Below are 24,466 nucleotides of genomic sequence, written 5' to 3'. Positions count from 1 at the left end.
AAATAGCCAATTTTCATGTGTGACTCAGCCGCAACAGCACGGCCATTACGCTATGCCTTCGTATGCGTGAACGCTTGTGGGCGTCAGGGCACTCGCCTAATACGGTCAAGTTAACGGCGGATAGTAAAGTCCTGCATCTGGGGATGCTCTTTTAAAGGACCGACCGCTCGTAACGGGATACGAGGAGAAGGATGTCCATGCGTTCTATTACTTCCGGCACTGCCGGTTCATTTCGGCTTGCCCTGCTTGCAGGTGCGGCTGGTTTTGCCATCACCGCACCATCGGCGTCATTTGCTCAAGATGCAGATGACGACTTCGAAGAAGCCGCAGAGGCGCTCGGCGGCGAGGAAGACAGCAATGTCATTATCGTGACGGCGTCCAAGCGTGAACAGACGCTTCAGGAAACTCCGATTTCGGTCTCTGTGACCACCGGTGAAACGCTTGAGAATGCGCAAATCCGCGACGTTCTTGACCTGCAAACGGTGACGCCATCGCTGCGTGTCAGCCAGCTGCAAACTGCTTCTGCAACAACATTTATCGTTCGCGGCTTTGGTAATGGCGATAACAACTTCGGCGTTGAGCCATCGGTTGGCGTCTTCATCGACGGCGTGTTCCGTTCACGCTCTGCTTCGGCGTTGAATGACCTTTCAAACGTTCAACGGATCGAAGTTTTGAACGGCCCGCAGTCGACCCTCTTTGGTAAAAACGCCTCTGCTGGCGTTATCTCGGTTGTTACCCGTCCTCCGCAGTTTGAATTCGGCGGTAACGTCGAAGCGGTCTACGGCAACTTCAACCAAGTATTCCTCAAAGGGGACATCACTGGTCCGATCACCGACAACGTCGCATTCTCTGTCGACGGCAGCTATCAGCAGCGCGACGGCTTTGGCGAAATCGTCAATCTTGACGAAGATATCAACGATCGTAACCGTTACAGCGTGCGCGGTCAGTTGCTCATCGAGCCTACATCCGATATCTCCATCCGTCTGATCGGTGATTACAACGATATCGACGAAATTTGCTGTCAGACCAGCAATCTTGTGGTTGGCCCTACCACCCAAAACGCCATTACGGCTGTGGGCGGACAAGCGCCGAGTGACTTCTTCAGCGACCAAAACTTCCTGAACGTCGCGCCGGTTAGTCAGAGCGAAAACTACGGTTTCTCTGGCCAGGTTGATTGGAATATCGGGGCGCTTACGCTCACATCGATCACTTCGTATCGTGAACTGCGCAACATCACTAACCAAGACGTCGACTTCACTAGCGCGGACCTCACTACCGAGAACCGCGATCAGGCCGTCGATACCTTTACGCAAGAATTCCGGATCGCATCAGACTTTGATGGTCCGATCAACTTCCTGCTTGGTGGTTTCTATTTTGATGAATCGATCACGCAAGACAGCTCGCTTTCCATCGGCGACGATTTCCGCAACTTCGCAGCCTTCCAAGCGGTTGGTAACGGCCAGCTTCTGCCCGGCCTGACGCCTGCGCAGCAGATTGGTATTGGTGAAGGTGTGCTTGCCAGTGTCGATACACAGCTTAGCCTTCCAGTTGGCAGCGTTCTTGGCGGGGACTTCCTCAGCCTTGAGCGTTTCACCATGGATAACGAGTCCTACTCGATCTTTGGTACGGTTGATTTTGAACCGGTTGATGGCCTCGTCTTCACCGCAGGCTTCAACTACACCGACGACAGCAAGGACTTCTCGATCACGACGACAGCAGGCGATCCGCTCGCAAGCTTTAACGTGATCGATCAGTTCATTTCGATTGCGACCGGCGGTGCGGTCACAACCCGTGATCAGTTCCAGGCTTTGCCACAAGCACAGCAGGATGCACTTCAAGCTCTGGCGACCAGCGCAGCGAACCCGCTTTTGCCATTGGCTGATCTCCAGTTCCAAACCGGTTTCCTCGACCTGCCAAACGCGGTTGAGCCGGGTCAAACGAACGATGATGAGTTCACTTACCTCTTCCGCGTTGCCTATGAAGTGATCCCAGAGATCAACATCTACGGTAGCTATGCGACCGGGTTTAAAGCGAGCTCGGTCAACCTTTCGCGTGACAGCCGTCCATCAGCGGATCTGTTCGTTGCAGGCGTAGGCCCACGTCCTGCACCCGATGGCAGCACCAACTTTCGTGGTTCGACTTTCCTTGCACCATCATCGCCGATTATCGATGCAGGTCTGGCAACGCCGAACCTTAGCAACGGTACCCGGTTCGCTGGTCCTGAAGAGGCGGAAGTTTTTGAAATTGGTCTAAAAGCGCAATTTGATGGCTTCGGCTTCAACTTGGCCGTGTTCGACCAGTCGATCCAGAACTTTCAGTCGTTCATCTTCACCGGCCTTGGTTTCACCCTGCTTAATGCTGGTGAGCAATCGGTTCGTGGTTTCGAATTTGATGCGACCGTTCAGCCAACTGACGGCTTGGTCCTGACCTTTGCAATGACGCATCTTGACCCTGTGTTTGACGATTTCCCGAACCCGGTTTTGGGTGATCTTTCCGGGCAGCGTCCAGGCGGCATTCCGAGCTTCGCGATCTCGACCTCGGCGACCTACACGCACGAATGGGATAGCGGGACGCGTTTGATCACGCGCGTTGACTACAACCATGAGAGCAATGAAGACATCAACAACGGTCTTCCAGGGTTTAACTTTGCCCTTGGCAACACGCAGATTTTCAAGCGCGAAGTGAACCTGGTGAACACCTCGATGACATTGGCTCTGAACAACGGTTTCGAAGTGGGTGCGTTTGCGCGTAACCTGTTTGATGACCGTTTCATCAGCACCGTGTTTGATGGTGTGGCACAGTCAGGCACTGTCGCTGGCTACCCAAGCGCGCCGCGCACATACGGCGGCGTTGTACGTTACCGCTTCTAAGCCAAACGCGCATTTGCGCTTAACAAAAGGCCCCGTGCGTTGGTTCGCGCGGGGCCTTTTTGTTGGGGCGACCGGGTCCCGGCTGTTCAGTTTTTCCCCGCAAATAGCGGCCCAAGTCCTTGTATCCTTGGTTCGTATATGGTCGCTCTCAATCTGAAATTTTGGAGGCGCGTAAAGAATGCATTGGGTGTTTTTGCCATTCCGGCGGTATTTTGATTTTTCCGGCCGATCGAGGCGGATGGAATATTGGGCGTTTACCCTCTTCACATTCATTGTGACGATCTGCTTGATTGCGCCGATCGTTGTCGATTTCGTCGATATCCTGACGGCGCCCGACTACCTTGACGGGCCTGATCCCGTTGGGGACCCACTGGATGCTTTCGGGTCGCTAAGCTGGGTTTCAATCTGGCTTTTGGGCCTGTTTGTTCTTGTTACTTTCATACCCGGCCTTGCGGTTACGGTTCGCCGCTTCCATGATGCGGGCCTTTCAGGCTGGGTGTATGTCGCCTTGTATGTCGGCGGGGTCATTTTTGGGATTGTGGGCCTTGCGATATTCGTGATCGCGCTTTTGCCCAGCAAAGAGGGGACCAACAAATGGGGACGAAACCCCAAAGACCCGCATGGCGCAGAGGTTTTTGAGTGATCTGAGAGTTGGACTTTTTATCAAACGAAGGGGGATGAAGAATGAATTACGGCGGTTTTTGGATGCGGGTCGTGGCCTATATCATTGATCTTGTGATACTTATGGCACTGCTGTTCCCGTTGATTTTCATCTTCGGCACATCGACTGTCGAAACGGCAGACATGAGTTTCAGCGCCAATGCGCAATCAGATTCGCCGTTGTTGAACCTTGTTTTCACCTTGATAGGCCTCGCATATTTTGTGGGCTTTGAAAGCTCCTCCATGCAAGGGACCCCCGGCAAACGGGCTTTGGGTCTTGTCGTGACAGATATGGACGGGCGGAGAATTTCGATCTTGCGCGCACTGGGGCGCTATTTTGCCAAAATCTTGTCGAGCCTCATCCTGTTGATCGGTTACATCATGGTCGCCTTTACCGAGCGCAAGCAAGGGCTGCACGACATGATCTGCAGCACGCTTGTGGTGCAGGGGAAACCCGGCGAAACGGGCGCTGATCCTGAAGTGTTCAATTAGGGGCCTGGCCCCAGAGCTTTACAGCTCTCGCAGCGCTTGGGCGGGTTTTGCTCTCAAGAGGGGCAGCGACCCGCCAAGGGCAAAGGCCAGCACCATAGCGAGCCCCATGCCAAGCACGGCAAGGACGACGCCCCAATCGGGCAGCCAGTCAAACTCGAACAGCTGGGTGATGATCACCCACGCTAAGCCTGATCCAAGCGCCAGTGCAACAAGCGCAAGCGCGCCTGCGATCAGGCCATATTCGGCCAGCTGCAACCCGAGGATCTGACGCCGGCTTGCGCCCATAACGCGCAGGATAACGGTGTCGTATGTGCGCGCGGCGCGTGCGGCGGCAATCGCTCCCATCAGGACGGCGAGCCCTGCGAGAACCGCGACCGCAGCAGCGGCAAGCGTTGCAAGGCCCACTTGCTCAAGGATGATCCGCGCCTGCACCAACACTTCGCCCACTTCGACGACGGAGCTTGAAGGAAATTCGCGCACCATAGCGCGCAGCAATTGAGCGCGCGCTTCGGTGTCGGCATTATCCGGCAGGTCGATGGTCGCAGAAAGTTTGTGCGGAGCATCGGCGATGGCCCCGGATGAGAAGACCATGGTGAAGTTGAACCCCATGCTTTCCCAGTCGATCTCGCGCACATTTGCGATGCGCACATCGCGTTCCTGTCCAAGGATGCCAATGGTCAGCATGTCGCCGATCCCAAGGCCCGCTGCATCGGCCAATTGCTTGTCGATGGAGACGAGGGGCTGGCTTGCCTCTTCAGCGGTCCACCATTCGCCTTCGACGACGGTGTTGCCCACGGGGGGCTCATCCGCGTAAGTAATGCCGCGTTCTCCGTTCAACGCCCATGCGCCTTCCGGGATTTCCTCAAGGTCAGCGGTGCGCTGCATTTCCCCTTCCGGACCAAAGGCCAGCACAGACCCGCGCAGTGTCGGCACCGTGCGAACGGCGGCATCGGGGAAGGGCGCGAGGATAAGCTCTTCAAACCGCTCCTTACCCTCTGGCGGCACGTCGATCACAAAGTAATCAGGCGCCTCTTGCGGCACGCGGCTCTGGATATTGCCGTCAATCGCGCTTTGAATGGCGGCGAGCAGGACGAAGGCTGCAAGGCCAAAGCCGAGCGCTGTGACCAAAGCGCTGGTCGGCGCGCCGGGGCGGTGGATGTTGGACAGGGCTGAACGCAAAAGCGGGTTGGAAGGCCGGGGGAATTTGCGCGCTGCATATTGGAGCCCGAGGCCGAGGCCGGCGAGGATAATTAGAGCAACGCCTGCGCCCAAAAGGAAGCCAGCGGTGAGCCAGACCTGGCTTGATGTGAACAGCGCAAGCGCACAGATCGCCACGAGGCCAGCTGCCGTTGCCAGAAGCGCGCGGCGGTCGCGTGATAGCGGCACAATGCGGCTGCGCATCAATGCCATGGCCGGGAAAGACCGCGCGCGCAGCAATGGCGCTGAAGCGAAAGCGAAGGCCACAAGAACACCGTAAGCGCCCGCAAGCAGCAGCGGTGCAGGTTCAATCACAAAGCCGCCTTCGACCGGCAAGAGCCCTTGCAAAGCCATGCCAAGCAGCGGGGTGACCAGAACGCCGGTCGCAATGCCAGCTGCGCTCCCGATGAGCGCCGCGACCCCAATTTGCAGCGCGTATATGCGGACAATGTCGCGCGAGGATGCGCCCAGAACCTTAAACGTCGCAATGCTGGCGCGGCGTTGATCGAGATAGGAGGATACCCCGCCCGCAATCCCGATCCCTGCGATCACCAGCGCGGCAAGCCCGACAAGCGTCAGGAAGTCGCTCATCCGGGTGACAAAACGGTCTGCTCCGGGTGATGCGCGGTCGCGGGTGCGAAAATCAAACCCTGCGTTGGGATAATCGGCGGTCAGCTTTTCTTCCACACCCTCAGGATCGCGTCCTGCATCGGCGAAGGCGACGCGGTATTTGCTTTGGAAAAGGGAACCGGGCTGCAACAGTCCTGCATCGCCCGGCACGTCTTTGGCGACAAGGATGGTCGGGCCAAGCTGGAACCCTTCCGACAGGCGGTCAGGTTCATTGCCAATCACACCAGCCGCGCGCACTGTCATGGTGCCAAGGCGGAATGTGTCGCCCACTTGAATATCGAGCCGGTCCAGCGCGCCTTGCGCAAGGTAAGCGTCATTGCCCGTGGGTGCTCCCGGTTCGCTGCCATCTGCGAGGGTAAAGCTGCCAAACAGCGGCCATTTACCATCCACAGCCTTAAGCTCAACGGGCGCGGCCGCGTCATCGGTGTTGGCCATTGCTTGCAAGCGATAGCCGCCTGATAGCGTGCCAAATTCGCCCAACGAGGCCTGTTCTTCGTCTGTCAGGTCGCGCTGCCAAACCTCAACCTCAAGATCACCGCCAAGAAGCTCTCGTCCTGACCCTTCAAGTTCGCGTTCAATCGACGCGGTCAAAGTGCCAATGGCCGCCAAAGCCGCTGTGCCAAGGAAAATGCAGACAAGCAGAAGCCGCAGCCCCTTGAACCGTGCGTTGAGATCGCGCCGGGCAATCTGCCATGCAGCGGCCCAGCCAAGCCCGCCAGTATCTACATTGTCGGCTTTCATATTGCTGCTCATTCCGCAGCCTCAGCCTGTGCGTTCACGCCTGTCTTGCGGTCAGAGGCAATCACCCCGTCCGCCATGGTCAGCACCCGCTCACACTTTTCAGCGAGCAAAGCATCGTGGGTGATAATGAGCAAGGTCGCACCCGTTTCCGCGCGGCGATTGAACAACAGCTCGACGATTTCCTCACCAGTGGAGGCATCAAGGTTGCCGGTCGGTTCATCTGCGAAAATCAAGGTGGGGCGCGGCGCGGTTGCTCGGGCGATGGCGACGCGTTGTTGTTCACCGCCGGAAAGCTGTGTGGGGTAGTGACCGGTTCGATGGCCAAGGCCAACGGCGGTCAATTCCGCTTCGGCACGAAGAGAGGCGTCTTTTGCGCCAGCCAATTCCATCGGGGTTGCGACATTCTCGGTCGCGGTCATGGTGGGCAGAAGGTGGAAGGCTTGAAGCACAATACCAATCCTGCCCCGGCGCGCAGCTGCCAATCCATCTTCGTTTAGCGAGGTAAAATCCTGCCCCGCAACGGTCAGCGATCCGCCAGAAGAACGCTCCAGCCCCGACAGCACCGCCATAAGCGAGCTTTTGCCAGAGCCCGACGGCCCCAGCAAAGCAACGACCTCGCCTTTTTCAATATCAAGGTCGATGCCCTTGAGGATTTCGACCGGCGCTTCGGCAGAGCCAAGGGTGAGGGTAAGGCCGCGGGCGCTGATCGCCAGGTCCGCGCTGGATGGTTGGTTTTTCACGACTTTTGTCATGGGGCTCCAGATGGGATAGGGGCAGGTTTCAAACAAGTCCCTGATGGAAGGTTCGCAGAACGCTATGCGCCGCTTGCAGATGAATACACTACGAATGAAATGTGTGCCCGGTTCCTTGCCCGGTTCCTTGCCCGGTTCCGTGTTCGTTTCCTTGTTGGCGTTTGCGCTTGCAGCCTGCGGGACAGAAGCGCCTGTTGAAGAACCGGTCGCAGGGGCGGCTGATGGCGCTTTTGAAGCGGGCGAACAGGCCATTCCGATCATGGGCGAAGAGGTGCGCATCCTGGCGTTTGGGGACAGCCTTTTTGCAGGGTACAATTTGCCAGAGGCGGACGGATACCCAGAGAAATTGGAAGCGGCGCTGCGCGCGCGCGGCACCAATGCGCGGGTGATTGATGCAGGCGTTTCGGGTGACACCAGCCTCGCAGGGCGCGACCGTCTGGCATTTGTGCTTGAGGGACAGCCGGAAAAGCCGGACCTGTTTATCCTCGAACTTGGCGGCAATGACCTTTTGCGCGGCATTTCGCCTGAGCAAACACGCGCGAATTTTGATGCGATGCTGACCACTTTGAAAGAGGCAGGCATCCCGGTTCTCATCATGGGGATGCGCGCTCCGCCCAATTATGGGCCGGAATATCAGGCCGAGTTTGACGCCATTTACGCCGAGATGGCGCAAAAACATGGCACCGATCTCATCGGTTTTTGGCTCGAAGATATTTATGAAAAGCCGCAATTGTTCCAGTCTGACCGTATTCACCCCACAGCTGAGGGGATTGAGGCGTTGGTCGCCTCGACGATTGATGAGGTTGTGACAGCTTTGCCCGATGAGGACGAGGGCTAAAGCCGCTCCAGCGCCCCGTCGCTCACCCGCCAGATCGCTGCTTCGCCCTCGATTTCGGTAAAAGGGGCAAGCTCGGTCCCGGTCATCCAGATTTGCGCTCGCCCTGCGCGAAGGCGTTCAAACAAGGCCGCCCTGCGCACAGGGTCAAGATGGGCGGCGACCTCATCAAGCAAAAGCACGCTGGGACGCCCGGTCGCAGCGAGCACCCCGTGGGCCAAGGTGATTGCGATCAGCATCGCCTTTTGCTCGCCAGTGGAGCACGATGCGGCAGGTGGCCCCCACACCGACCCAGGTGAACGGTCTTTCATTGCCATGACCACTTCCAATTCGTCCCGGTGTGGACCGGTAAGGGCGCGGCCTGCTGCACGGTCGCGCGGGCGCGCGCGGGCAAATTCGGCGAGCAATTCTTCGGGTGTGACAGGACCGCCGGGGCGATAGGTGAGGATGGGGCGGGCAAATGGCTCTGCGGGAAGGGCAGACAGCTCATCCGACAAACGCGCCACCAACCGGGCGCGGGTCTGCGCCACCACGCTGCCATGCTGCGCTGCCTGTGCCTCAATCGCATCAAGCCAGCGTGCATCGCGGCGATCTTCGAGCAGGCGATTGCGTTCACGCAGCGCCGTTTCCAACTGGTTCACGGCCCGCGCATGGCCCGGCTCAATCGCCAGCGCCATGCGGTCGACAAACCGCCGCCTTGCACCTGCGCTATCCGTAAACAGCCCATCCATCGAGGGGGTAAGCCACGAGACCGCATGCCATTCAGAGAGCGCCGAGGCGTTGGCATCCGCGCCGTTGATCCTGACCAGACGCCGGGTAGGGCGCTCTTTTTCCGTGTAGGTGCCAATGCGCGCGCTGGTCTGGCCTTGTTCGATCAGGCTTGCCCCAATGGCAAAGGCACCCTTCTGTGCATCGCCGCTTTCCTTGCGCGCCAAGTCGGCAAGGTTGGCGCGCCTTAGGCCACGGCCCGGTGACAGCAGGGAGATCGCCTCTAGCACATTGGTCTTGCCAGCACCGTTTTCGCCGACAAGCAGGTTGAAATGCGCCGTTTGCGCAAGCTCGCTGGCCGCGTGGTTGCGAAAGTTTTGAAGGGTGATCTTTGCAAGGGCCATGGTGAGCAGCCGGGTTAGCAGGAGCGCGGCAAAAGCACATCACTTGGCGACCTAAAATCCCCGATCCTAACAGTTGGGGAAATTTGCCAACCTTTCGGAATGATGAATAAACCGTCAAGGTTGTAAATTCGTGTAAACCGCAGAATTCTCCCGTTTTTCAAGTTTGGCACACCTCCTGCATTGTCTTTTGTGTCCCCGGAAGAGACCGGGAAATACCAACGAAGACCAAACTTAGGAGACCAACCATGTACGTATCAAACAATGCAAACCGCCTCGCAGCCGCTGTTTTCAGCCTCGTCGTTTCAGCTGCCATGTTCGCTTACGCAATCGTTCCTGCAACGCCTGCTCTTGCCTAATTAACCCCGTTCGAAAGGATCAAAACCATGTTTGCCAATGAAACCGCCAACCGCCTCTTCGCCGCAGCTTTCTCAGTTGTCGTGACCGCAGGTGTCTTCGCTTACGCAATCATTCCTGGCTCACCCATGATCGCATAACGCTGTCATCACAGATTGAATGATTGACCCCTCGCAATACCCACTAACAGGATAGGAAAATGTACACTTTCTTCGACCTTTCCAGCACGAAAGCGGCCCGCATTATGGCAGCCACCGGAGCGCTGATTGTTACCGTGATCTTGATGGCCGGTGCTATCGTCCCAGCAAGCCCCAATACCGTAATTTTGACCACTGGAGTTCTCGCATGAGCAATCTGACCCAAAACAACAGCCGTCCGCCAAGCCGTGGATTCCGCCTCGACAAGCAGAGCGGCAAGCTGTTCGGCGTCTGCTCGGGCCTTGCCAATTGGTCCGGTGTTGACGCTTTGATCTGGCGCATCGGATTTGTCGCCGCAGTATTGCTGGGCGTCGGTTTCCCGATCCTGATCTACCTCGCGATTGCGCTGATCGCAGACTGAGGCACGCTGAGCCGGTTCTTATCGCCAGCGGTCTCCGGCAAAATTTGAGAGAACCGGTAAAGGGGCCTTTTGCGGGCCCCTTTTGTTTTGTCTACATTGCGCTGATCCCGCCATCCAGCTTGATCTCGGCACCGGTCATAAAGCGGCTTTCATCACTGGCGAGATAGACCACCGCATTGGCGATATCGTTAGGTTCGCCCACGAATTTCAGCGGGATTTGCCGGGCAAGCTTCTCCAGCAGAACATCCTTTTCAAGCCGCGCCGCTTTGGCTGTGCCATCAAGGATGGGCGTATCGACAAAGGTCGGGTGGATCGAGTTGCAGCGGATCTGCATGTTCTTTTTGGCACAATGCAGCGCAATGGATTTGGACAGCATCCACACCGCCGCTTTCGAGGCGTTATAGGCGGGCATGGTGTCGCTCGCGATAAGGCCTGCGATGCTGGAGATGTTGATGATCGAACCCGGCGCGTGTTCGCGCATCAGGGGCAGGGCCTTTTGACAGCCGTGAAAGATCGAGTCGACGTTGATCGAGAAACACCGCTGCCAATCTTCGAAGGAGCAATCTTCGATATTGCCCGGAACGCCAATGCCAGCGTTGTTGACCAGCACATTAAGCCCGCCAATTTCTTCGCGCGCGGCGTCGACTGCCATCTCCCATTGATCGGGATCGGTGACGTCATGGGCGATGCCGTGGGCGTGCCCCACACCGCATTCCGAATTGATCCGCGCCGCAGTGTCCTCGGCCCCCTGGCCGTTGATATCGGTGCAGAGCACCCGCGCACCCTCACGCGCGAGCAAAGTTGCGTGAGCTGCGCCAAGTCCTTGTGCAGCGCCTGTGACGAGTGCGAGTTTCCCCTCGCAGCGTTTGCCAGTGCTCATTTCAATTTCTCTCCCAAATACTCTGCCGTAAGCAGCATAGCTATGCGCACATCGACGCCGTGGCCTGCCTTGCGCCATTTGGCAACAAAGTCAGACAGATCGGACAGTGCCACGCGGTGTACGGTTATGTTTTCGCCCGGCAACCCGCCGCCTTCGTTGACCTTTTCAAGGCCCGTCGCGCGCAGCAGAGTGAAGCATTCGGAGACCATGCCCGGCGAAGAATAAAACTCGCCCAGCACTTCCATCCGGCCCGCTTTATAGCCAGTTTCCTCTTCGAGTTCGCGCGAGGCGGCATCGGAGGCGTGCTCACCCTCTGCCCCGTCATCATCGCCGACAAGGCCAGCGGGTATCTCAAGGCAGAACCGGCCCAAAGGCACGCGGTATTGGCTCACCAAAATCACATGGCGGGTGCCGTCTGCATCTTCGTCAATTGCGATAATGGCAGCGGCTCTGATGCCGCGCAAGCGACCGACATACTCCCATCGCCCACGCGTTTTGGCGACGATAAACTTGCCCTCCCACCGGGTTTCTTCGGGAAGGTCTGCATCTGCATCGCGGATAAATTCTGATTGGCTCATGTGAGCGCTGACTTAGACCTCGATCAGGCGGTCGGGCAACTCGTTTTCGTCATTGTCTCCGCGCGGGAAGTGTTGGGAGAGGATAAAGCCCACATCGCGAACGCCCACGGCCATGCCTTCGGCAATCTTTCCGCGTTTGATGTGGTTTATCATATCGCCCATCGCCTCGCCCCAGACTTCTGCGTCGACCTTTTCCGCGATGCTGTCATCGGCAACGATTTCGGCGCGGTGCTCGCGCATGGACAAATAGATAAGCACCCCGGTCGCGCCCGTCGTGCGGCGTTCTGCGCCAACCTTGAAATGCTTGATCGCCTGTTCATGGGCACGCGAGGTTTTTACAGGGTTGGGGATGAGGAAGAACTTCAATGGCTGCCATTGCTGCACACCCAATGCGATCACAAAGGTGAGCAACCCCAACCCGATGGTCATGCTGGCAAGCTCGCCCGTGGTCCATTCATGGCTCCACCCGCCGATCAACGCGTCCCAGAAGTTTAGGAACGGTTCGGGAAGGGCCGCAAACAGGCTCATCATGGTGAAGCTAAGTCCGGCGGCCCACCACAAGGCGACATCGGTGTAGCCGTCCGAGCGGTCCGCCAGAACGGTAACGATCTCGCCCGATGTGGTGAGTTCTGCCTCTTTAACGGCGGTTGAAACGATTCTGTGCTGTTCTTCGTTTAGATAGCTCATGGATCACCACCCTCCTGAGGCGCCGCCGCCCCCGAATGAGCCGCCGCCACCAGAAAAGCCGCCGCCTCCGCCGCCCCAGCTGGAACCACCGCTGCTGCCGCCGCCCGACATAGCGCCGCGAGCGATAGCCGTGCCGATTTCCCAAAGGATGATATTGCCCACAGCGCTGCCGAAGCCGTCGTCATCGTCATCATATTTGTCGCGCTTACCCCACGGCCCTTTGCCTTTGGAGCGGTATTTGCGTCTCCTGCGGCTCCCGCGGATAATCGGGAGCACGAAGAAGAAGAACATGAAGCCGATCCAGATAAGGAACCCGAACGGGAACCCGCCATCGCTGGACCGCGTTTCGGCCGCCTCACGGTTGATGCGTTCAGCCTCTTCCGGCGGGAGTTCGAGGATGCTGATGATTGCATCTGTCCCGCTGACCACGCCGCCGGGAAAATCTCCGTCGCGAAAGCGCGGGATGATAATGTCCTGAATGATGAAGGAGGAATAGGCGTCAGTTAGATAGCCTTCGAGGCCATAACCGACCTCTATGCGCACCTTGCGATCATTGGGTGCCACGATCAAAAGCGCGCCATCATTCCTTTGAGCATCGCCAAGCCCCCATGCACGCCCCAATTGGTAGCCATAATCGGAGATATCGTAGCCCTGAAGGTCAGGCACCGTGGTCACAACCAACGGCCGCTGCGTCCGGGTTTCGAGCGCTTCGAGCTTGGCGGTTAGCTCGGCCTCGACATTGGCCGGAAGAATATCGGCAGTGTCGACCACGCGCCCGGTGAGCGCCGGGAATTCAGGCTGGGCGAGCGCTGGGGACGCGATGAGCGCCCCCACACCAACGATAATCAGAAATAATTGGCGCAAGAGGCGCATGTGCGGCCCCTTGATCAGTTCGACGTCATGTCGAGCGTCGGAGCTTCTTCTGCGCCTTCGGTGACTGCGCTGTAAGGTGCCAGCGGCTCTGCGCCGTGGATGATGTTTGCGCCAATTGTATCGGGGAAGGTGCGGATCGTGGTGTTATATTTGCGCACCGCCTCGTTGTAGTCGCGAAGCGCCACCGCGATGCGGTTTTCCGTGCCTTCCAATTGGCTTTGCAGCGTGAGGAAGTTCTGGTTTGACTGGATTTGCGGATAGGCTTCAAAGCTTGCCAGCAGACGGCCAATGCCTTGGCCAAGTTGCTGTTGAGCGGCGGCAAATTCTTCCATCTTGGCCTCATCGCCAAGCTCATCAGCAGAAAGCTGTACGCTGGTTGCCTTCGCGCGCGCTTCGGTTACGCCCACGAGGATGGCCTGCTCGTTTTCAGCGGCTCCTTTGGCGATTTCGGCAAGGTTGGGGATCAAATTGGCGCGGCGTTGGAATTGCGCCTCCACATCGGCCCATTTGGCCTTCGCTTCTTCCTCGGCTGCGGGAACCGAGTTGATACCGCAAGCGGCCAGCGTCAAGGAAACGGCAGCGACGACGAAGCCGCGCCCAAATGCTCGAAGATTCATGAATATCCCTCCTAAAAGCCGCGCTTGCATTTCTGTCAGGCGCAGCGAAACCTACGTGTATTGTCGATGTAGGGCACCTGTGTTCTGGATTCAAGCCGTGCAAAGCTATGTATCATACGCTTGGCAAGAGCGGTTTGACCTGTAAGAAGCGGATCAAATAACAACAAGATTGGGGATCACAATGCTTAACGAATTCAAGGAATTCATTGCCAAGGGCAATGTCATGGAATTGGCCGTCGCGGTTATTATCGCAGGCGCATTTGGGACTATCGTCGCCTCGCTCACCGGCGACATCATCATGCCGATCGTCGGGTATGTGTTTGGCGGCGCGGATTTCTCCTCGCAGTTTATCCTGCTGTCTGCGCCCGAAGGCTATGAAGGCTCAATGACGGACTATGCCGCCTTGAAAGAAGCGGGTGCTGCGATGATCGGATATGGCGCTCTGATCACGACAATCATCAACTTCATCATTCTGGCTTTTATCATCTTCTTGCTGGTGCGGTATGCCAATAAGATCAAAGAAGCGTCCGAGAAAAAAGAAGCCGAAGCAGCCGCAGAAGAGCCTGAAGGCCCAAGCGAGATCGATCTGCTGATCGAAATCCGCGACGCTTTGAAGAAGTAACGCAACATAACTCCCCTCCCACCTGCGGGAGGGGTTGGGGGTGGGCAAAAGCGACACGCTCGGCAAGGCCCACCCCGTTGCAACTAGCGAGCAAGCTCGCAAGTTTCACTGCCCCTCCCGCAAGCGGGAAGGGATTAGTCACTTCAAATTCATGAATTGCACGCTATATCAGTCCTGTCAGCTTGTCTGACTATGGCGATAAATTGCTGCGTGCAATAGGTACAACGGACCCGGGGGCAGTACCCGGCGGCTCCACCATAAGACCCTGTATTTGGGGTGTTTTGACGGGGCCGAACTAGGATCGACGTGGACTGAAAAGCGTAGTTTTTGCCCGGGCTGAAAACCCCGTAAAACTGTTCACAACTCATAAGTGCAAACGATAACGAAGCACTCGCAATCGCTGCGTAACCTGACGGCCTAACGGCCTGATCTTACAAAGCCTATGCGCGGTTGGACCCACCGGGCAACAGAAGTGGATTCCGGGGCTCCGGGGGTAGCTAGCAACAGAAACCCCCACCCAATTTGCTTGAGGTGTCGATGCTCAAATCCTTCTCGTTTTTGACTGCCATCTCGGCGACGGTCCTCATCACCCCGACACCTGCATCTGCTGAAAGCTATCAGCAATACTTGGAGCGTCTGCGCGACATTTGTTCGGTCGAATGCCTTGAGCCGCGCCCGTTCCAGATCGCTGCGCGCAAACGCAGCTCTGACGCTGACGATGACATGGCGGTTATCATGGATGTGGTCGAAGTGCGTGCAGTGGGCGATAAGTTCGAGCTGCACAACATTGCGACTGATTCCTCGGCCCTCGTTGAACTCGAATTGCTCGGCTCTGCCGGCATCGACACAAGTTTTGGCAGCGGAGTGGGCGGACGCACCCGCAACCGTGTGGCCGGTCGCAGTCCCGAAGTGGTCGTAGTCGAAATCGACAAACAGACCTTCGCCGACATTCTCAACACCAATTCGGATACCTTGATCGCATCGCCGGGCGAAGGCAGCAAAAGCGATGAGGAAAGCGCCTCTATCGTGGTCGAAGGCGATGTCGAGCAGGAACGCTTGCAAGCCACCTTGCCGCGGCTGCGCGCCTATTTCCGCAATCGGCGCGTGGTGGTGCGGGGACAGCCGCGCCTGACCCCTGTTTGGGTGGGCGCGCGCCTTGATCGTCGGCGCAAACAAGTGACTCTGGTGATCGACAATGCGGAAGATATCGCATTGCTTCCCGAATATGATGAAAACGGTGAGGCGGTTTTTGTCGATCCGCTGAACGAATAGCGCCCAGGGCGAGCGATATCCAAGGTGACTAAGGGTTAAGGGGCCGTGTTGCTGCGCGCCGCTGCGAGCTGGGCTTTCAAATCCTCAAGCTCGTTTTTCGTCTTGAGCCCGTCCAAAATCGCCGCGCCCCCCATCATCACCGCGCAGCACGCCGCAAGGAACAGCGCCTCTCCCCAATAGGGCGGGAAAGCCTCAAGATACACAAGACCGCGGTTGGTCGCACCAAGCGCAAGGGCGTAAATAATCGCGAACGCTTCAAAGCGGTTCTTGATCACGAAAAGACGCCCGATTTTGCGCAGCATAGTTACTCCTTGGTCCCCACTATTCAGAGCAAGCACCATGCCAATAACGGTTTGCTGCGGCTCTGAGGGGTTAACATGAAACCAGTTGTAAACCCGTCCGACACAAGGTTGCAAACGCGTTAACCTTAACCCAAGGCGGTTCTACGCAAGTTCCCTTAGGTTCAAGGCGTCGAGCAGGGCATGGCGAGCGGAGATCACAGCCTTTGCAAGCGCATCGCTGCCAATATCTGCCGGGTCGATTTGTTCGGGCCAAGTCTTGGCGATGACGCTTTCCATCACATCTGCCTTCGCCTCGTCCAAGAGGAAGCGCGGGTCCACGGTTGCCGGATCGCACACGACGCGAAGACGCAGGCACGCAGGCCCCCCGCCATTGGCCATGGACTGGCGCACATCGACGGGCACCACCTCGCGGATGGGGCCATTAGACGCCATCATCTCTTCGCAATACGCCCAGACGCTGGCGCTCTCGCGGCATTCTTCGGGGACGATCAGGTTCATGGAACCGTCTGGCAAGGTGATCAATTGCGCGTTGAAAAGATAGGTGCGGATGGCCTCGGCCATGGTGACCGCGCTTGAGGGCACTTCGACCACTTCCAAGGCAGGGAATTTGGCGCGGATTGCATCATAGGCGCTTTGCTGATCGGCAAACGCTTCTTGGTGGGTGAAAAGCACGCGTTCGTTCACCACGCTCACCACGTCATTGTGGAATGCGCCTGCTTCGATGGCGGCGGGGTTTTGTTCGATAAAGACGCACCGCTGCGGGTCGAGGCCGTGGGCGCGCGCGACCAATCGGCTCGCCTGTTCGTGCTGGCGGGCCGGGAATTTGCCGCCCGGTCTGCCGTAGACGAACAGCTCAACACCCGGTGCGCCGTGGCCTTCGCAAAAGCGCCCGTGATTGGCCGCGCCTTCATCCCCAAAGGTCGGCGGGACGGCATTGTGGACGGCGAAGTGCTCCTTGTCCCCGAACGCTATATCGAGCTGCGCCTTGGTGTCTTCCCACTCCTGTGCACGGTGCAGCATGGTGATGAGGTTCGCAGGCGTCAGGTGACATTTGCCATCTTGAGTGTCGGGCGCTGGCGATACGGTCGCCGCATTGGCGGTCCACATGGAAGAGGCCGACCAGGGGGCCGCGCGCAAGGCGGCCGCCTCGGTCCCGTCAAGGCACAGCGCATCCTGCAAGGCGCCATTGGGGCGGGGAAGGGGCAACAGGAACCCTTGCACACCCAGCCGCGCCAGATTGCCGCGCATCTTTGCCATCCCTTGAAGGGCGGCGGCTCGCGGATAGGATGGATTGCCCTTGTGGCTGGCACTGGCAATGTTCCCAAGGCTTAGCCCTGCGTAATTGTGGCTGGGCCCGACCAGCCCGTCAAAATTGATTTCTTTGAGCGATTTCATATGCGTGGGTGTCTCTTTTTGAGCCATGGGACGAGCCTTAAATGAGCATTAGGACAAGTCCACCTATAAGTGCCCGCGATGACCTTGCGAACACCTCCTCTTAGAACGATAGCCTGTACTGCGCTGTCAAAGCGGCTGATGTCGCCGCCAGATGCAAAGATGGCGGATGTTAGCGAGTATGCCGATTGGCGCGATGCCTCGCTTACAGCGAGCTGGCGGCATTTTTCCGACCATGAAATTGCGGGCAAGGATGTGCTGGATTTTGGCTGCGGCGCCGGACAGCTCAGCTTTTTCCTCGCTGGCAAGGGGATCGCCAAGTCGATCACGGGGGTCGATATTGATACCGCTGCTCTGACCCGTGCTGAGACGAGTTTTGCAAAATATCCCGAATTCACAGACATTTTGCGCTTCATCGAAGGGTCGGTCGAAGGGCTCCCGCTGGAGCCTGAAAGCGTCGATTTGATCACAGCGTTTGATTGTCTTGAGCATGTGATGGACCCAGCCAGCATCCTTGCCGATTGGACCCGTGTGCTGCGCCCCGGTGGCCGCGTACTGATTGAATGGTTCCCCTTCAAAGGGCCGTGGGGCCCGCATATGGAGGCGCTTATCCCTGTGCCTTGGGCACATGTGATCTTTGGCGAAAAAGCGATGTTTCGCGCCGCTGCTGCGATTTATGACGACCCCGGTTTTGTGCCGCGCCATTGGGATTTGAACCCGGACGGCACCAAGAAACCCAATAAATGGTCGCGGTGGGAAAGCTTTGCCGAGCAAGGCTATGTCAACGCTCTGGATATCGCCGGATTTCGCAAGATGGTGCGCAGCGCCGGGCTTAAAATTGACCGGTTCGAGAAGTCAGGCTTTGGCCAGTCGGGTGCAAAGAAGGCGCTGGGCAAGTCCTTAATGGCTTTGCCGATCCTTGGGGAATATGCGACCAGTTACACCGTGATCGCTCTCGAAAAACCGTGATTCGATTGCGCGGATTAACGCGCGACGCTCCACACGGTGTCGCCTTCCGACACATTCAGAACATCGGCTGCCGCTGAATCGATGGCAATGCCGCCGTCGTCATCCAGAACCCTTGCGCCGTAACAAGAGCGAAAATCGCTGAGCCTGCCAGTTGCAAGGATCGCGCGCTCGCCTTCCTGAATGTTCATCGCGGTGACGCGCGCTTCTTTTGCGTCCTTGACGCTCACCACATTGTCCGTGCGCGCCGTCATGCTTGGCCCGCCGTCGAAAATGTCGACATAGCCTTCGTAAGCAAAGCCCTCGTTCTCAAGCATCCGCATGGCGGCTCTGCCGGAAAGGTGCGGCACGCCTATGACCTTGCGCGCTTCGGCATCAAGCATGGCGACATAGACGGGGTGTTTGGGCATCAGATCGGCGATAAACTGGTTGCCGTTGATCGCGTTGAAATAGTCCGCCTCGTTAAAGGTCATGCCAAAGAACCGCCCTGCGACATTGTCCCAAAACGGGCTGTCGCCGCGCTCGTCGATGATCCCGCGAAGTTCAGCCAGAATGCGGTCGGCAAAGCGTTTCCTATGCATGGCGATAAACAGATACCGGCTGCGCGCGAGCAAAAGCCCGTGGCCACCGGCACGCTCATTGGGGTGCAGGAACAGTCCGCCCACTTCGCTTGACCCTTCAAGATCGGTGACGAGATTGAGCATCTCTGTGCGCACTGTGCGGTCGAGTTCCTGGCTGTGCTGAGAAAGACTGTTGAGGCGGTATGAGTAGAAAGGCCATTGCTGGCCCACCTTTGTCATCAGCTGACACGTGCCGCGCACTGCGCCCGATTTGGGGTCTTCGAGGACGAGCACGAATTGCTCATCGACAAGCTCGTCGGCTGTGTTCTCGAACGCGGATGTCGCCCGCTCAAGCTTTGCGGTAAGCGCTTTTCGATCGGCAGGCAAATTGGTGAAGCCGCCGCCTGTCAGCTTTGCCATTTCATACAGGTGCTCAAGATCGGATAGGCGCGCGGCCCGCAGTCGAAAACTCAAGAAATGGCCCCCTCATCAAGTCGCTGGATCACGCGAGCCGAAAGCGCGGCGCGTTCGGCCAGGCTTTGCGTGATCAGAAATTCTTTAGGCGAGTGGATTGATCCCCCGCGCACGCCCATGGTATCCACGACCGGGATACCGCAAGCAGCAATATTGTTGCCATCGCACACGCCCCCTGTCGACTTCCAATTGATCGTTTGCCCCAGTTGCGCCCCGCATTCCCGCACAAGGTCGAACAGCTTTTGCGCCTTTTCATCGACCGGCTTTGGCGGGCGGGTGACGCCGCCATGGGTGTGGATGGAAACCTCGTGCGCCCCCTCAATTGCGGCGGTTAACGCCTTGAGATCACGCTCGAATTGTTCTGCTGCCCCGATGCTTTGCGGGCGGATGTTAAAGCGCAAGACCGCATGGTCGGGCACTACATTGTTGGCAGAACCGCCCTCGATCTTGGCCGGATTGACCGAGATGTCGGGGCAATGCAGCGCCTTTAAACGCACTGCCAGATCAGCCGCTGCGACGATTGCGTTGCGCCCATCATCAGGATTGCGCCCTGCGTGGGCGGATTGGCCCGTGATGATAACCGAATAATTCCCGCTTCCCCCGCGCGCATGGGCAAGGGTGCCATCAGGAAGCGCGGCGGGCTCATAGGTGAGCGCGGCCAATTTCCCGCGTGCCAGCTCTGCAATCAGATCAGCACTGGCGAGCGACCCTGTTTCCTCGTCAGAATTGAGCAGCACGTCATAGCCAAGCGAGCCAGCGCCAGCCCGCTCCTCAAACGCCATCAGCGCGTGGAGCATCACTGCAATCCCGCCCTTCATATCGGCAACACCCGGGCCACCGAGAACACCGTCTTCAAGCCATGTGAGCTCTTGAAAAAAGTAATCCTTGGGAAAAACCGTATCCATATGGCCGGTCAGCAGAATGCGCCGGTTGGCATGGGGCCGCACGCGCAGGACAAAGTGCTTGCCGTGCTGTTTTTCGAACTCTTTGCCATCGGCATCAACCGCGGTGACAGGTGCAGGGTCCACCCGTTCGATTTCACCGGGAAGCGCGCCAAATGCGTCTTCCAACACGTCCAATTGCTGAGCAAGCCCTTGCAAATTGGCAGTGCCCGTATTGATCGCACACCAGCTTTGGACCTGGGCCAACATGGTGTCGGCATCGATATCGGAGATAGCAGTTGGTTTCATAGGAAACTTGTCTCTAGCGGTGCTTTGCAAACTATCAAAGCGTTATAGCCTGAATAGGTTTCAGGGTGACGTTAGGTCAGGATTGCATTGTCCGCGCGCCTTGGCCATAGGGGCCTTGTCCTCCTCCCCGGGATCCATTCTTAGCATGGTATCTGAGGACTTTTATGCACGATTACACGCCCCGCGCTGGACTTTCCGTCGATTCACGGCTCGCAGAGCTTTTGGAAAGCCAAGTTCTCAGCCCGCTTGGCCGGGATGCTGATGCGTTTTGGCAGGGGTTCGCAGACCTTTTGGCAAGCTTTGCCCCTCGCAACGCAGACCTTCTTGCCAAACGCGAAGATTTGCAGGCGAAAATCGACGCCTATCATACCGAACGCAGCGGCAAGCCGCACGATGCTGCCGAGTATGAGGCATTCTTGCGCGAGATTGGCTACCTCGTACCAGAACCCGCTGACTTTCAAATCGGCACCCAAAATGTCGATCCCGAAATCGCGACCATGGCTGGCCCGCAATTGGTTGTGCCAATTCTCAACGCGCGCTTCCTCTTGAACGCAGCCAATGCGCGCTGGGGCAGCCTTTATGACGCGTTTTACGGGACCGATGCGCTGGATGCGCCTGCGGCTCGTCCTGGCGGCTATGACGAAGAGCGCGGGGCTGCGGTGATTGCCCGCGGGCGGCGATTCCTCGACGAGGCGCTGCCGCTGGTGGATCAAAGCTGGGCTGACCTGAAGGACGAGCACGACGGCAAGCTTCAGGATGAAAGCCAGTGGGTGGGACACACCGACAAGGGGTTATTGTTCAAAAACAACGGCCTCCACATCGAAGTTGTGTTTGATCGGGAGAGCCCTATCGGCAAGACTGATAAGGCGGGCATCGCGGACATCAATCTGGAAGCCGCGCTTACCACGATTGCCGATTGTGAGGATTCGGTCGCGGCGGTTGACGGTGAGGACAAGCTGCTCGCCTACACAAACTGGCTCGGCATTATTCGCGGCGATCTGGAGGAGAGCTTTAACAAGGGTGGCAAAACGCTCACCCGCAAACTCAACGGCAATAAGAGCTACAAAGACGGCTCCGGAAATGAGCATTCGCTGTCGGGACGCAGCCTCATGTTTGTGCGCAACGTCGGACATTTGATGACCAACCCCGCGATCCTGCTCCCCGATGGAAGCGAGATCCCCGAAGGCATTATGGACGCGGTATTCACATCCGCGATCAGCACTTTGGACGTCGAAGGCCACGCCAAATACGGCAACTCCAAGCACGGCAGCATCTATATCGTGAAGCCCAAAATGCACGGGCCAGAGGAATGCGCCTTCACCAACGACCTCTTCAACGCGGTCGAGGACTTGCTGGGTCTTGCGCGTCACACGATCAAGGTCGGCGTCATGGACGAAGAGCGTCGCACTTCGGCCAACCTTGGCGCCTGTATTGAGGCGGTGAAGGACCGGATTGTCTTCATCAACACAGGTTTCCTTGATCGCACAGGCGATGAAATCCACACCTCGATGCGTGCTGGCCCCATGATGCGCAAAGGCGAGATGAAGGGGTCGGACTGGCTCAAGGCTTACGAGGCGCGCAATGTCGCGATTGGTCTCAAACACGGGCTTTCAGGCAAGGCTCAAATCGGCAAAGGCATGTGGGCCGCGCCCGACCTTATGGGTCAGATGATGGTCGAGAAAATCGGCCACCTTCGCGCAGGGGCCAACACCGCTTGGGTCCCGTCGCCCACCGCCGCAACGCTGCACGCCCTGCATTATCACCAAGAGAACGTGTTCGACATTCAGAAGGACCTGCCGGAGCCCGCAGGGCTCGATGCGCTTCTGACTATCCCTCTGGCAAAGGGCACAAATTGGTCGGATGAGGAACTGCGCGAAGAGCTCGACAACAACTGCCAGGGGCTACTCGGCTATGTCGTGCGCTGGGTTGATGCTGGCGTTGGCTGCTCCAAAGTTCCCGACATCAACGATGTGGGCCTGATGGAAGACCGCGCGACCTTGCGCATCTCGTCACAGCATCTGGCCAACTGGCTCCTCCACGGCGTTGTCACCGAGGCGCAGATCATGGACTCGCTGACCCGCATGGCAGCCAAGGTCGACGCGCAAAACGCAGGCGATCCAACCTACATGCCGCTCATCGGCAATGAGGACGCACCCGCATTCCAGGCGGCCAAGGACCTCATCTTCAAAGGCGCCGCGCAACCCTCAGGCTACACCGAACCGCTGCTGCATGAGTGGCGCCGGGTCAAGAAGGCAGGGTAAACACTTTCTCTACCGGTTTGCTCTAAGGTCCAAACGATCACGACAGGTGATCTTTGCAGGACCGGAGCAGACCGCGTGGGAGACATCATCGAACAGCTGTACATGGCGTTTGTCGGTATGCTCAGCCTCGCATTCTTCGGCGGGCTTGCATTCTACATCATCCACGCCAGCAATTCGCGATGGCGCGAGTATGAGCTGCTCTATGCGGTTATCGAGCCGCGCGTACCGATTGCGAAGAAGCTTGCGGGCATGGTGCGGATTTCGCAGCCAGGCTTTCGCTGGGGGCATTTGTCCGGTGATCTGAAATCCCATCGCCACCCTCCGGTTGTCGTGGGCGTCCATGATGACGGGCTTACGTTGTCGATTGCGCCGCCCTTCAGATATGGTTGCCGCGACCTCTTTCTACCGTTCTCCAAAATGAGCGTCGAACCTACGCAGTGGGACATGCTGGACAACACTTACGGCATCCGGATGGAAGGGGTGGAGGGAATCGAAATTCTGATGTTTGCAAACATCTTGGAATGGGCAGCGCTAGAATCGGAAGTTCTCGCTCTGATGCTCCAACGTGCTGAAATCATCCGCGGTTTGGAAAGCGCGTGACGGATGACCAAAGGCACATTCAAACTCTGGATCGTGGCCCATCTGGCGTTAGTGCTGTTCGCAATCAGCCCGCTTGCAGGCATTGGCGGCATTGTCGTCGCCGCCGCATTGGTCGCCCCCATCGGCATCGTTCTTGGCCTCACAGGAACGCTTGAGGCGGGGCGCGGATTTGCGGGCCAGCTAGAGACGATTTTCTGGGTCTGGCTCGCCATCATGGTGACCGCTGCATTCTGGCAATTGTATTTGTCTGCGGGGCATTTCGACAAAGATGAACCAGAGCGCGGCAGAGCGCGCCTGGCCGTCGCGATGACGCTGGTAGTGCTGCCTGCTGTGGTTGGACTGTGCTATCAATCGCTCGGGTTCTGAACGCAAAATCATGCTCAGCGGCAGGTTGCGTAGGGTGCGCCCTATTGCTCAGGTTCGATGTCGTCCCAGTCGATGTCGAAACCTTCCAGATCAAGCTCGATACCAAAGGCAGCTTCCTGCTCTTCGTTGTAGGCTTTGACAGCTTCGACGCCCTCTTCGGCGTGCATTTTCAGCTTTGTCAGGTCCTCTTCGACCGCCATGCTCATCATCGCCACTTCCTGCACGATCTCTTCAACGCTGAGATCGTCCGAGAAGGTCGCTTTGGTGACGAGCGTTAGCGCGCAGCGGTCATCGCCAAGCGGGGTTATCTGATAATCCTCAACCGCTTCGACAAGGTTGCCGATAGCCGGTTCGATAGTGACTTTCGACGCGTGCCGCTCATCCTTGGCGTATTCGACAACGCGAAAACGAAAGGCGTGGCCCTCCATCTCTGCGATTTCGAGTTCGAAGGATTTCTCGTCCAGCTTCTTCACCGTATTGCCAAGCGCAACCTGCGAAAAGCGCGGGTCGGACAGGTCGACAAGGGGGAAGACTTCAGAGGCAGAACGCTCGATCTCTACCGTGAAATCAAACTCGATAGGTCCATTGAGCATGGGTGAATTCTTGCTGGACTCAAGCATTGGTG

The 24,466-nt window shown here is 57.8% G+C and carries 27 protein-coding genes and 1 other RNA gene; 15 read left to right on the top strand and 13 right to left on the bottom strand.

What is annotated here, in order from left to right:
• Positions 1–197 precede the first annotated feature (197 nt).
• The 3 genes from EH31_RS04690 to EH31_RS04680 all read left to right on the top strand — a co-directional run bounded on the left by EH31_RS04690 (position 198) and on the right by EH31_RS04680 (position 4,022).
• Positions 198–2,870, top strand: a complete 2,673-nt coding sequence (locus tag EH31_RS04690) for a TonB-dependent receptor (RefSeq protein WP_034959000.1) — start codon at positions 198–200, stop codon at positions 2,868–2,870.
• A gap of 178 nt (positions 2,871–3,048) precedes the next feature.
• Positions 3,049–3,513, top strand: a complete 465-nt coding sequence (locus tag EH31_RS04685; RefSeq protein WP_034958374.1) for a DUF805 domain-containing protein — start codon at positions 3,049–3,051, stop codon at positions 3,511–3,513.
• Positions 3,514–3,554: 41 nt separating this feature from the next.
• Positions 3,555–4,022, top strand: coding sequence for an RDD family protein (locus EH31_RS04680; protein ID WP_034958373.1), 468 nt, complete (start codon positions 3,555–3,557; stop codon positions 4,020–4,022).
• Between the two features lie 18 nt (positions 4,023–4,040).
• On the opposite strand, the gene EH31_RS04675 is transcribed toward EH31_RS04680, so the two are convergent.
• Positions 4,041–6,602, bottom strand: coding sequence for an ABC transporter permease (locus tag EH31_RS04675; RefSeq protein ID WP_241765821.1), 2,562 nt, complete (start codon positions 6,600–6,602; stop codon positions 4,041–4,043).
• Positions 6,599–7,342, bottom strand: a complete 744-nt coding sequence (locus tag EH31_RS04670; protein ID WP_034958371.1) for an ABC transporter ATP-binding protein — start codon at positions 7,340–7,342, stop codon at positions 6,599–6,601. The genes EH31_RS04675 and EH31_RS04670 overlap by 4 nt, the downstream gene beginning before the upstream one ends.
• A 79-nt stretch (positions 7,343–7,421) precedes the next feature.
• Between EH31_RS04670 and EH31_RS04665 the strand changes: the two genes are divergently transcribed.
• Positions 7,422–8,180, top strand: a complete 759-nt coding sequence (locus EH31_RS04665) for an arylesterase (protein WP_241765820.1) — start codon at positions 7,422–7,424, stop codon at positions 8,178–8,180.
• Here EH31_RS04665 and recF read toward each other — a convergent pair.
• Entirely contained in the window at positions 8,177–9,289 is a 1,113-nt protein-coding gene (gene recF / locus EH31_RS04660; protein WP_034958370.1) for a DNA replication/repair protein RecF, read from the bottom strand. The genes EH31_RS04665 and recF overlap by 4 nt on opposite strands.
• Before the next feature lie 245 nt (positions 9,290–9,534).
• Between recF and EH31_RS17790 the strand changes: the two genes are divergently transcribed.
• The 4 genes from EH31_RS17790 to EH31_RS04655 are packed head-to-tail and all read left to right on the top strand — an operon-like array spanning position 9,535 to position 10,201.
• Complete coding sequence (locus tag EH31_RS17790; protein ID WP_199796994.1) at positions 9,535–9,645, top strand: enoyl-CoA hydratase; 111 nt, start codon at positions 9,535–9,537, stop codon at positions 9,643–9,645.
• Between the two features lie 27 nt (positions 9,646–9,672).
• Positions 9,673–9,783 (top strand): enoyl-CoA hydratase, encoded by a 111-nt coding sequence (locus EH31_RS17785; protein ID WP_199796993.1) that lies wholly within the window; start codon positions 9,673–9,675, stop codon positions 9,781–9,783.
• A gap of 59 nt (positions 9,784–9,842) precedes the next feature.
• Complete coding sequence (locus EH31_RS17630; protein WP_161782123.1) at positions 9,843–9,992, top strand: hypothetical protein; 150 nt, start codon at positions 9,843–9,845, stop codon at positions 9,990–9,992.
• Positions 9,989–10,201 (top strand): PspC domain-containing protein, encoded by a 213-nt coding sequence (locus EH31_RS04655; protein WP_051698929.1) that lies wholly within the window; start codon positions 9,989–9,991, stop codon positions 10,199–10,201. Before EH31_RS17630 ends, EH31_RS04655 begins: the two co-directional genes overlap by 4 nt.
• Positions 10,202–10,292: 91 nt before the next feature.
• On the opposite strand, the gene EH31_RS04650 is transcribed toward EH31_RS04655, so the two are convergent.
• Genes EH31_RS04650 through EH31_RS04630 form a run of 5 tightly spaced genes read right to left on the bottom strand, consistent with a single transcriptional unit; the run spans position 10,293 to position 13,836 of the window.
• Entirely contained in the window at positions 10,293–11,081 is a 789-nt protein-coding gene (locus EH31_RS04650) for an SDR family oxidoreductase (protein ID WP_034958368.1), read from the bottom strand.
• Positions 11,078–11,659, bottom strand: coding sequence for an NUDIX hydrolase (locus EH31_RS04645; RefSeq protein ID WP_034958367.1), 582 nt, complete (start codon positions 11,657–11,659; stop codon positions 11,078–11,080). Before EH31_RS04645 ends, EH31_RS04650 begins: the two co-directional genes overlap by 4 nt.
• 12 nt (positions 11,660–11,671) lie before the next feature.
• Complete coding sequence (locus tag EH31_RS04640; protein WP_034958365.1) at positions 11,672–12,346, bottom strand: TPM domain-containing protein; 675 nt, start codon at positions 12,344–12,346, stop codon at positions 11,672–11,674.
• Between the two features lie 3 nt (positions 12,347–12,349).
• Positions 12,350–13,219 (bottom strand): TPM domain-containing protein, encoded by an 870-nt coding sequence (locus tag EH31_RS04635; protein WP_034958364.1) that lies wholly within the window; start codon positions 13,217–13,219, stop codon positions 12,350–12,352.
• 14 nt (positions 13,220–13,233) lie between these two features.
• A complete protein-coding gene (locus EH31_RS04630; RefSeq protein WP_034958363.1) occupies positions 13,234–13,836 on the bottom strand; it encodes a LemA family protein in 603 nt (200 codons plus the stop codon).
• A 181-nt stretch (positions 13,837–14,017) separates the two neighbouring features.
• Between EH31_RS04630 and mscL the strand changes: the two genes are divergently transcribed.
• From mscL to EH31_RS04620, 3 genes are all read left to right on the top strand, one after another.
• Positions 14,018–14,458 (top strand): large conductance mechanosensitive channel protein MscL, encoded by a 441-nt coding sequence (gene mscL / locus EH31_RS04625; RefSeq protein ID WP_034958362.1) that lies wholly within the window; start codon positions 14,018–14,020, stop codon positions 14,456–14,458.
• Positions 14,459–14,596: 138 nt separating this feature from the next.
• Positions 14,597–14,939: a transfer-messenger RNA gene (ssrA, locus tag EH31_RS17170) on the top strand.
• Positions 14,940–14,995: 56 nt separating this feature from the next.
• Positions 14,996–15,730, top strand: a complete 735-nt coding sequence (locus tag EH31_RS04620) for a hypothetical protein (RefSeq protein ID WP_034958361.1) — start codon at positions 14,996–14,998, stop codon at positions 15,728–15,730.
• Between the two features lie 35 nt (positions 15,731–15,765).
• Here EH31_RS04620 and EH31_RS04615 read toward each other — a convergent pair whose 3' ends face one another.
• Together EH31_RS04615 and EH31_RS04610 are read right to left on the bottom strand one after the other, a co-directional pair.
• Positions 15,766–16,032: a hypothetical protein gene (locus EH31_RS04615; protein WP_034958360.1), complete on the bottom strand. Its 267-nt coding sequence runs from the start codon at positions 16,030–16,032 to the stop codon at positions 15,766–15,768.
• A 141-nt stretch (positions 16,033–16,173) separates the two neighbouring features.
• Positions 16,174–17,454: an N-succinylarginine dihydrolase gene (locus tag EH31_RS04610; protein ID WP_081853214.1), complete on the bottom strand. Its 1,281-nt coding sequence runs from the start codon at positions 17,452–17,454 to the stop codon at positions 16,174–16,176.
• A 111-nt stretch (positions 17,455–17,565) separates the two neighbouring features.
• Here EH31_RS04610 and EH31_RS16725 point away from each other — a divergent pair, with 111 nt between their 5' ends.
• Positions 17,566–18,393 carry a class I SAM-dependent methyltransferase gene (locus EH31_RS16725; protein WP_051698928.1) on the top strand — a complete coding sequence of 276 codons (828 nt, stop codon included), beginning with the start codon at positions 17,566–17,568 and terminating at the stop codon, positions 18,391–18,393.
• A 14-nt stretch (positions 18,394–18,407) separates the two neighbouring features.
• Here EH31_RS16725 and EH31_RS04600 read toward each other — a convergent pair whose 3' ends face one another.
• Both EH31_RS04600 and EH31_RS04595 read right to left on the bottom strand, forming a co-directional pair.
• Positions 18,408–19,424 carry an arginine N-succinyltransferase gene (locus EH31_RS04600; RefSeq protein WP_034958358.1) on the bottom strand — a complete coding sequence of 339 codons (1,017 nt, stop codon included), beginning with the start codon at positions 19,422–19,424 and terminating at the stop codon, positions 18,408–18,410.
• The gene (locus EH31_RS04595) at positions 19,421–20,614 is read right to left on the bottom strand and encodes a hydrolase (protein WP_034958356.1); all 1,194 of its coding nucleotides are present in this window, start codon (positions 20,612–20,614) and stop codon (positions 19,421–19,423) included. Before EH31_RS04595 ends, EH31_RS04600 begins: the two co-directional genes overlap by 4 nt.
• Before the next feature lie 164 nt (positions 20,615–20,778).
• Between EH31_RS04595 and EH31_RS04590 the strand changes: the two genes are divergently transcribed.
• The 3 genes from EH31_RS04590 (at position 20,779) to EH31_RS04580 (ending at position 23,841) form a co-directional block, all read left to right on the top strand.
• The gene (locus EH31_RS04590; protein WP_034958354.1) at positions 20,779–22,875 is read left to right on the top strand and encodes a malate synthase G; all 2,097 of its coding nucleotides are present in this window, start codon (positions 20,779–20,781) and stop codon (positions 22,873–22,875) included.
• A gap of 75 nt (positions 22,876–22,950) precedes the next feature.
• Positions 22,951–23,475 carry a hypothetical protein gene (locus EH31_RS04585; protein ID WP_034958352.1) on the top strand — a complete coding sequence of 175 codons (525 nt, stop codon included), beginning with the start codon at positions 22,951–22,953 and terminating at the stop codon, positions 23,473–23,475.
• A 3-nt stretch (positions 23,476–23,478) separates the two neighbouring features.
• Entirely contained in the window at positions 23,479–23,841 is a 363-nt protein-coding gene (locus tag EH31_RS04580; RefSeq protein ID WP_034958350.1) for a hypothetical protein, read from the top strand.
• 41 nt (positions 23,842–23,882) lie between these two features.
• Here the strand turns inward: EH31_RS04580 and EH31_RS04575 are convergent, their stop codons facing one another.
• The gene (locus tag EH31_RS04575; protein WP_206742008.1) at positions 23,883–24,461 is read right to left on the bottom strand and encodes a hypothetical protein; all 579 of its coding nucleotides are present in this window, start codon (positions 24,459–24,461) and stop codon (positions 23,883–23,885) included.
• Positions 24,462–24,466: the final 5 nt, after the last annotated feature.

The sequence above is a fragment of the Erythrobacter longus genome (genome assembly GCF_000715015.1).
In the GTDB taxonomy this organism is placed as follows: Bacteria; Pseudomonadota; Alphaproteobacteria; order Sphingomonadales; family Sphingomonadaceae; genus Erythrobacter; species Erythrobacter longus.
The sequence above is the reverse complement of the archived record's forward strand: the minus strand, read 5'-3'. Positions and strand labels throughout refer to the sequence as shown.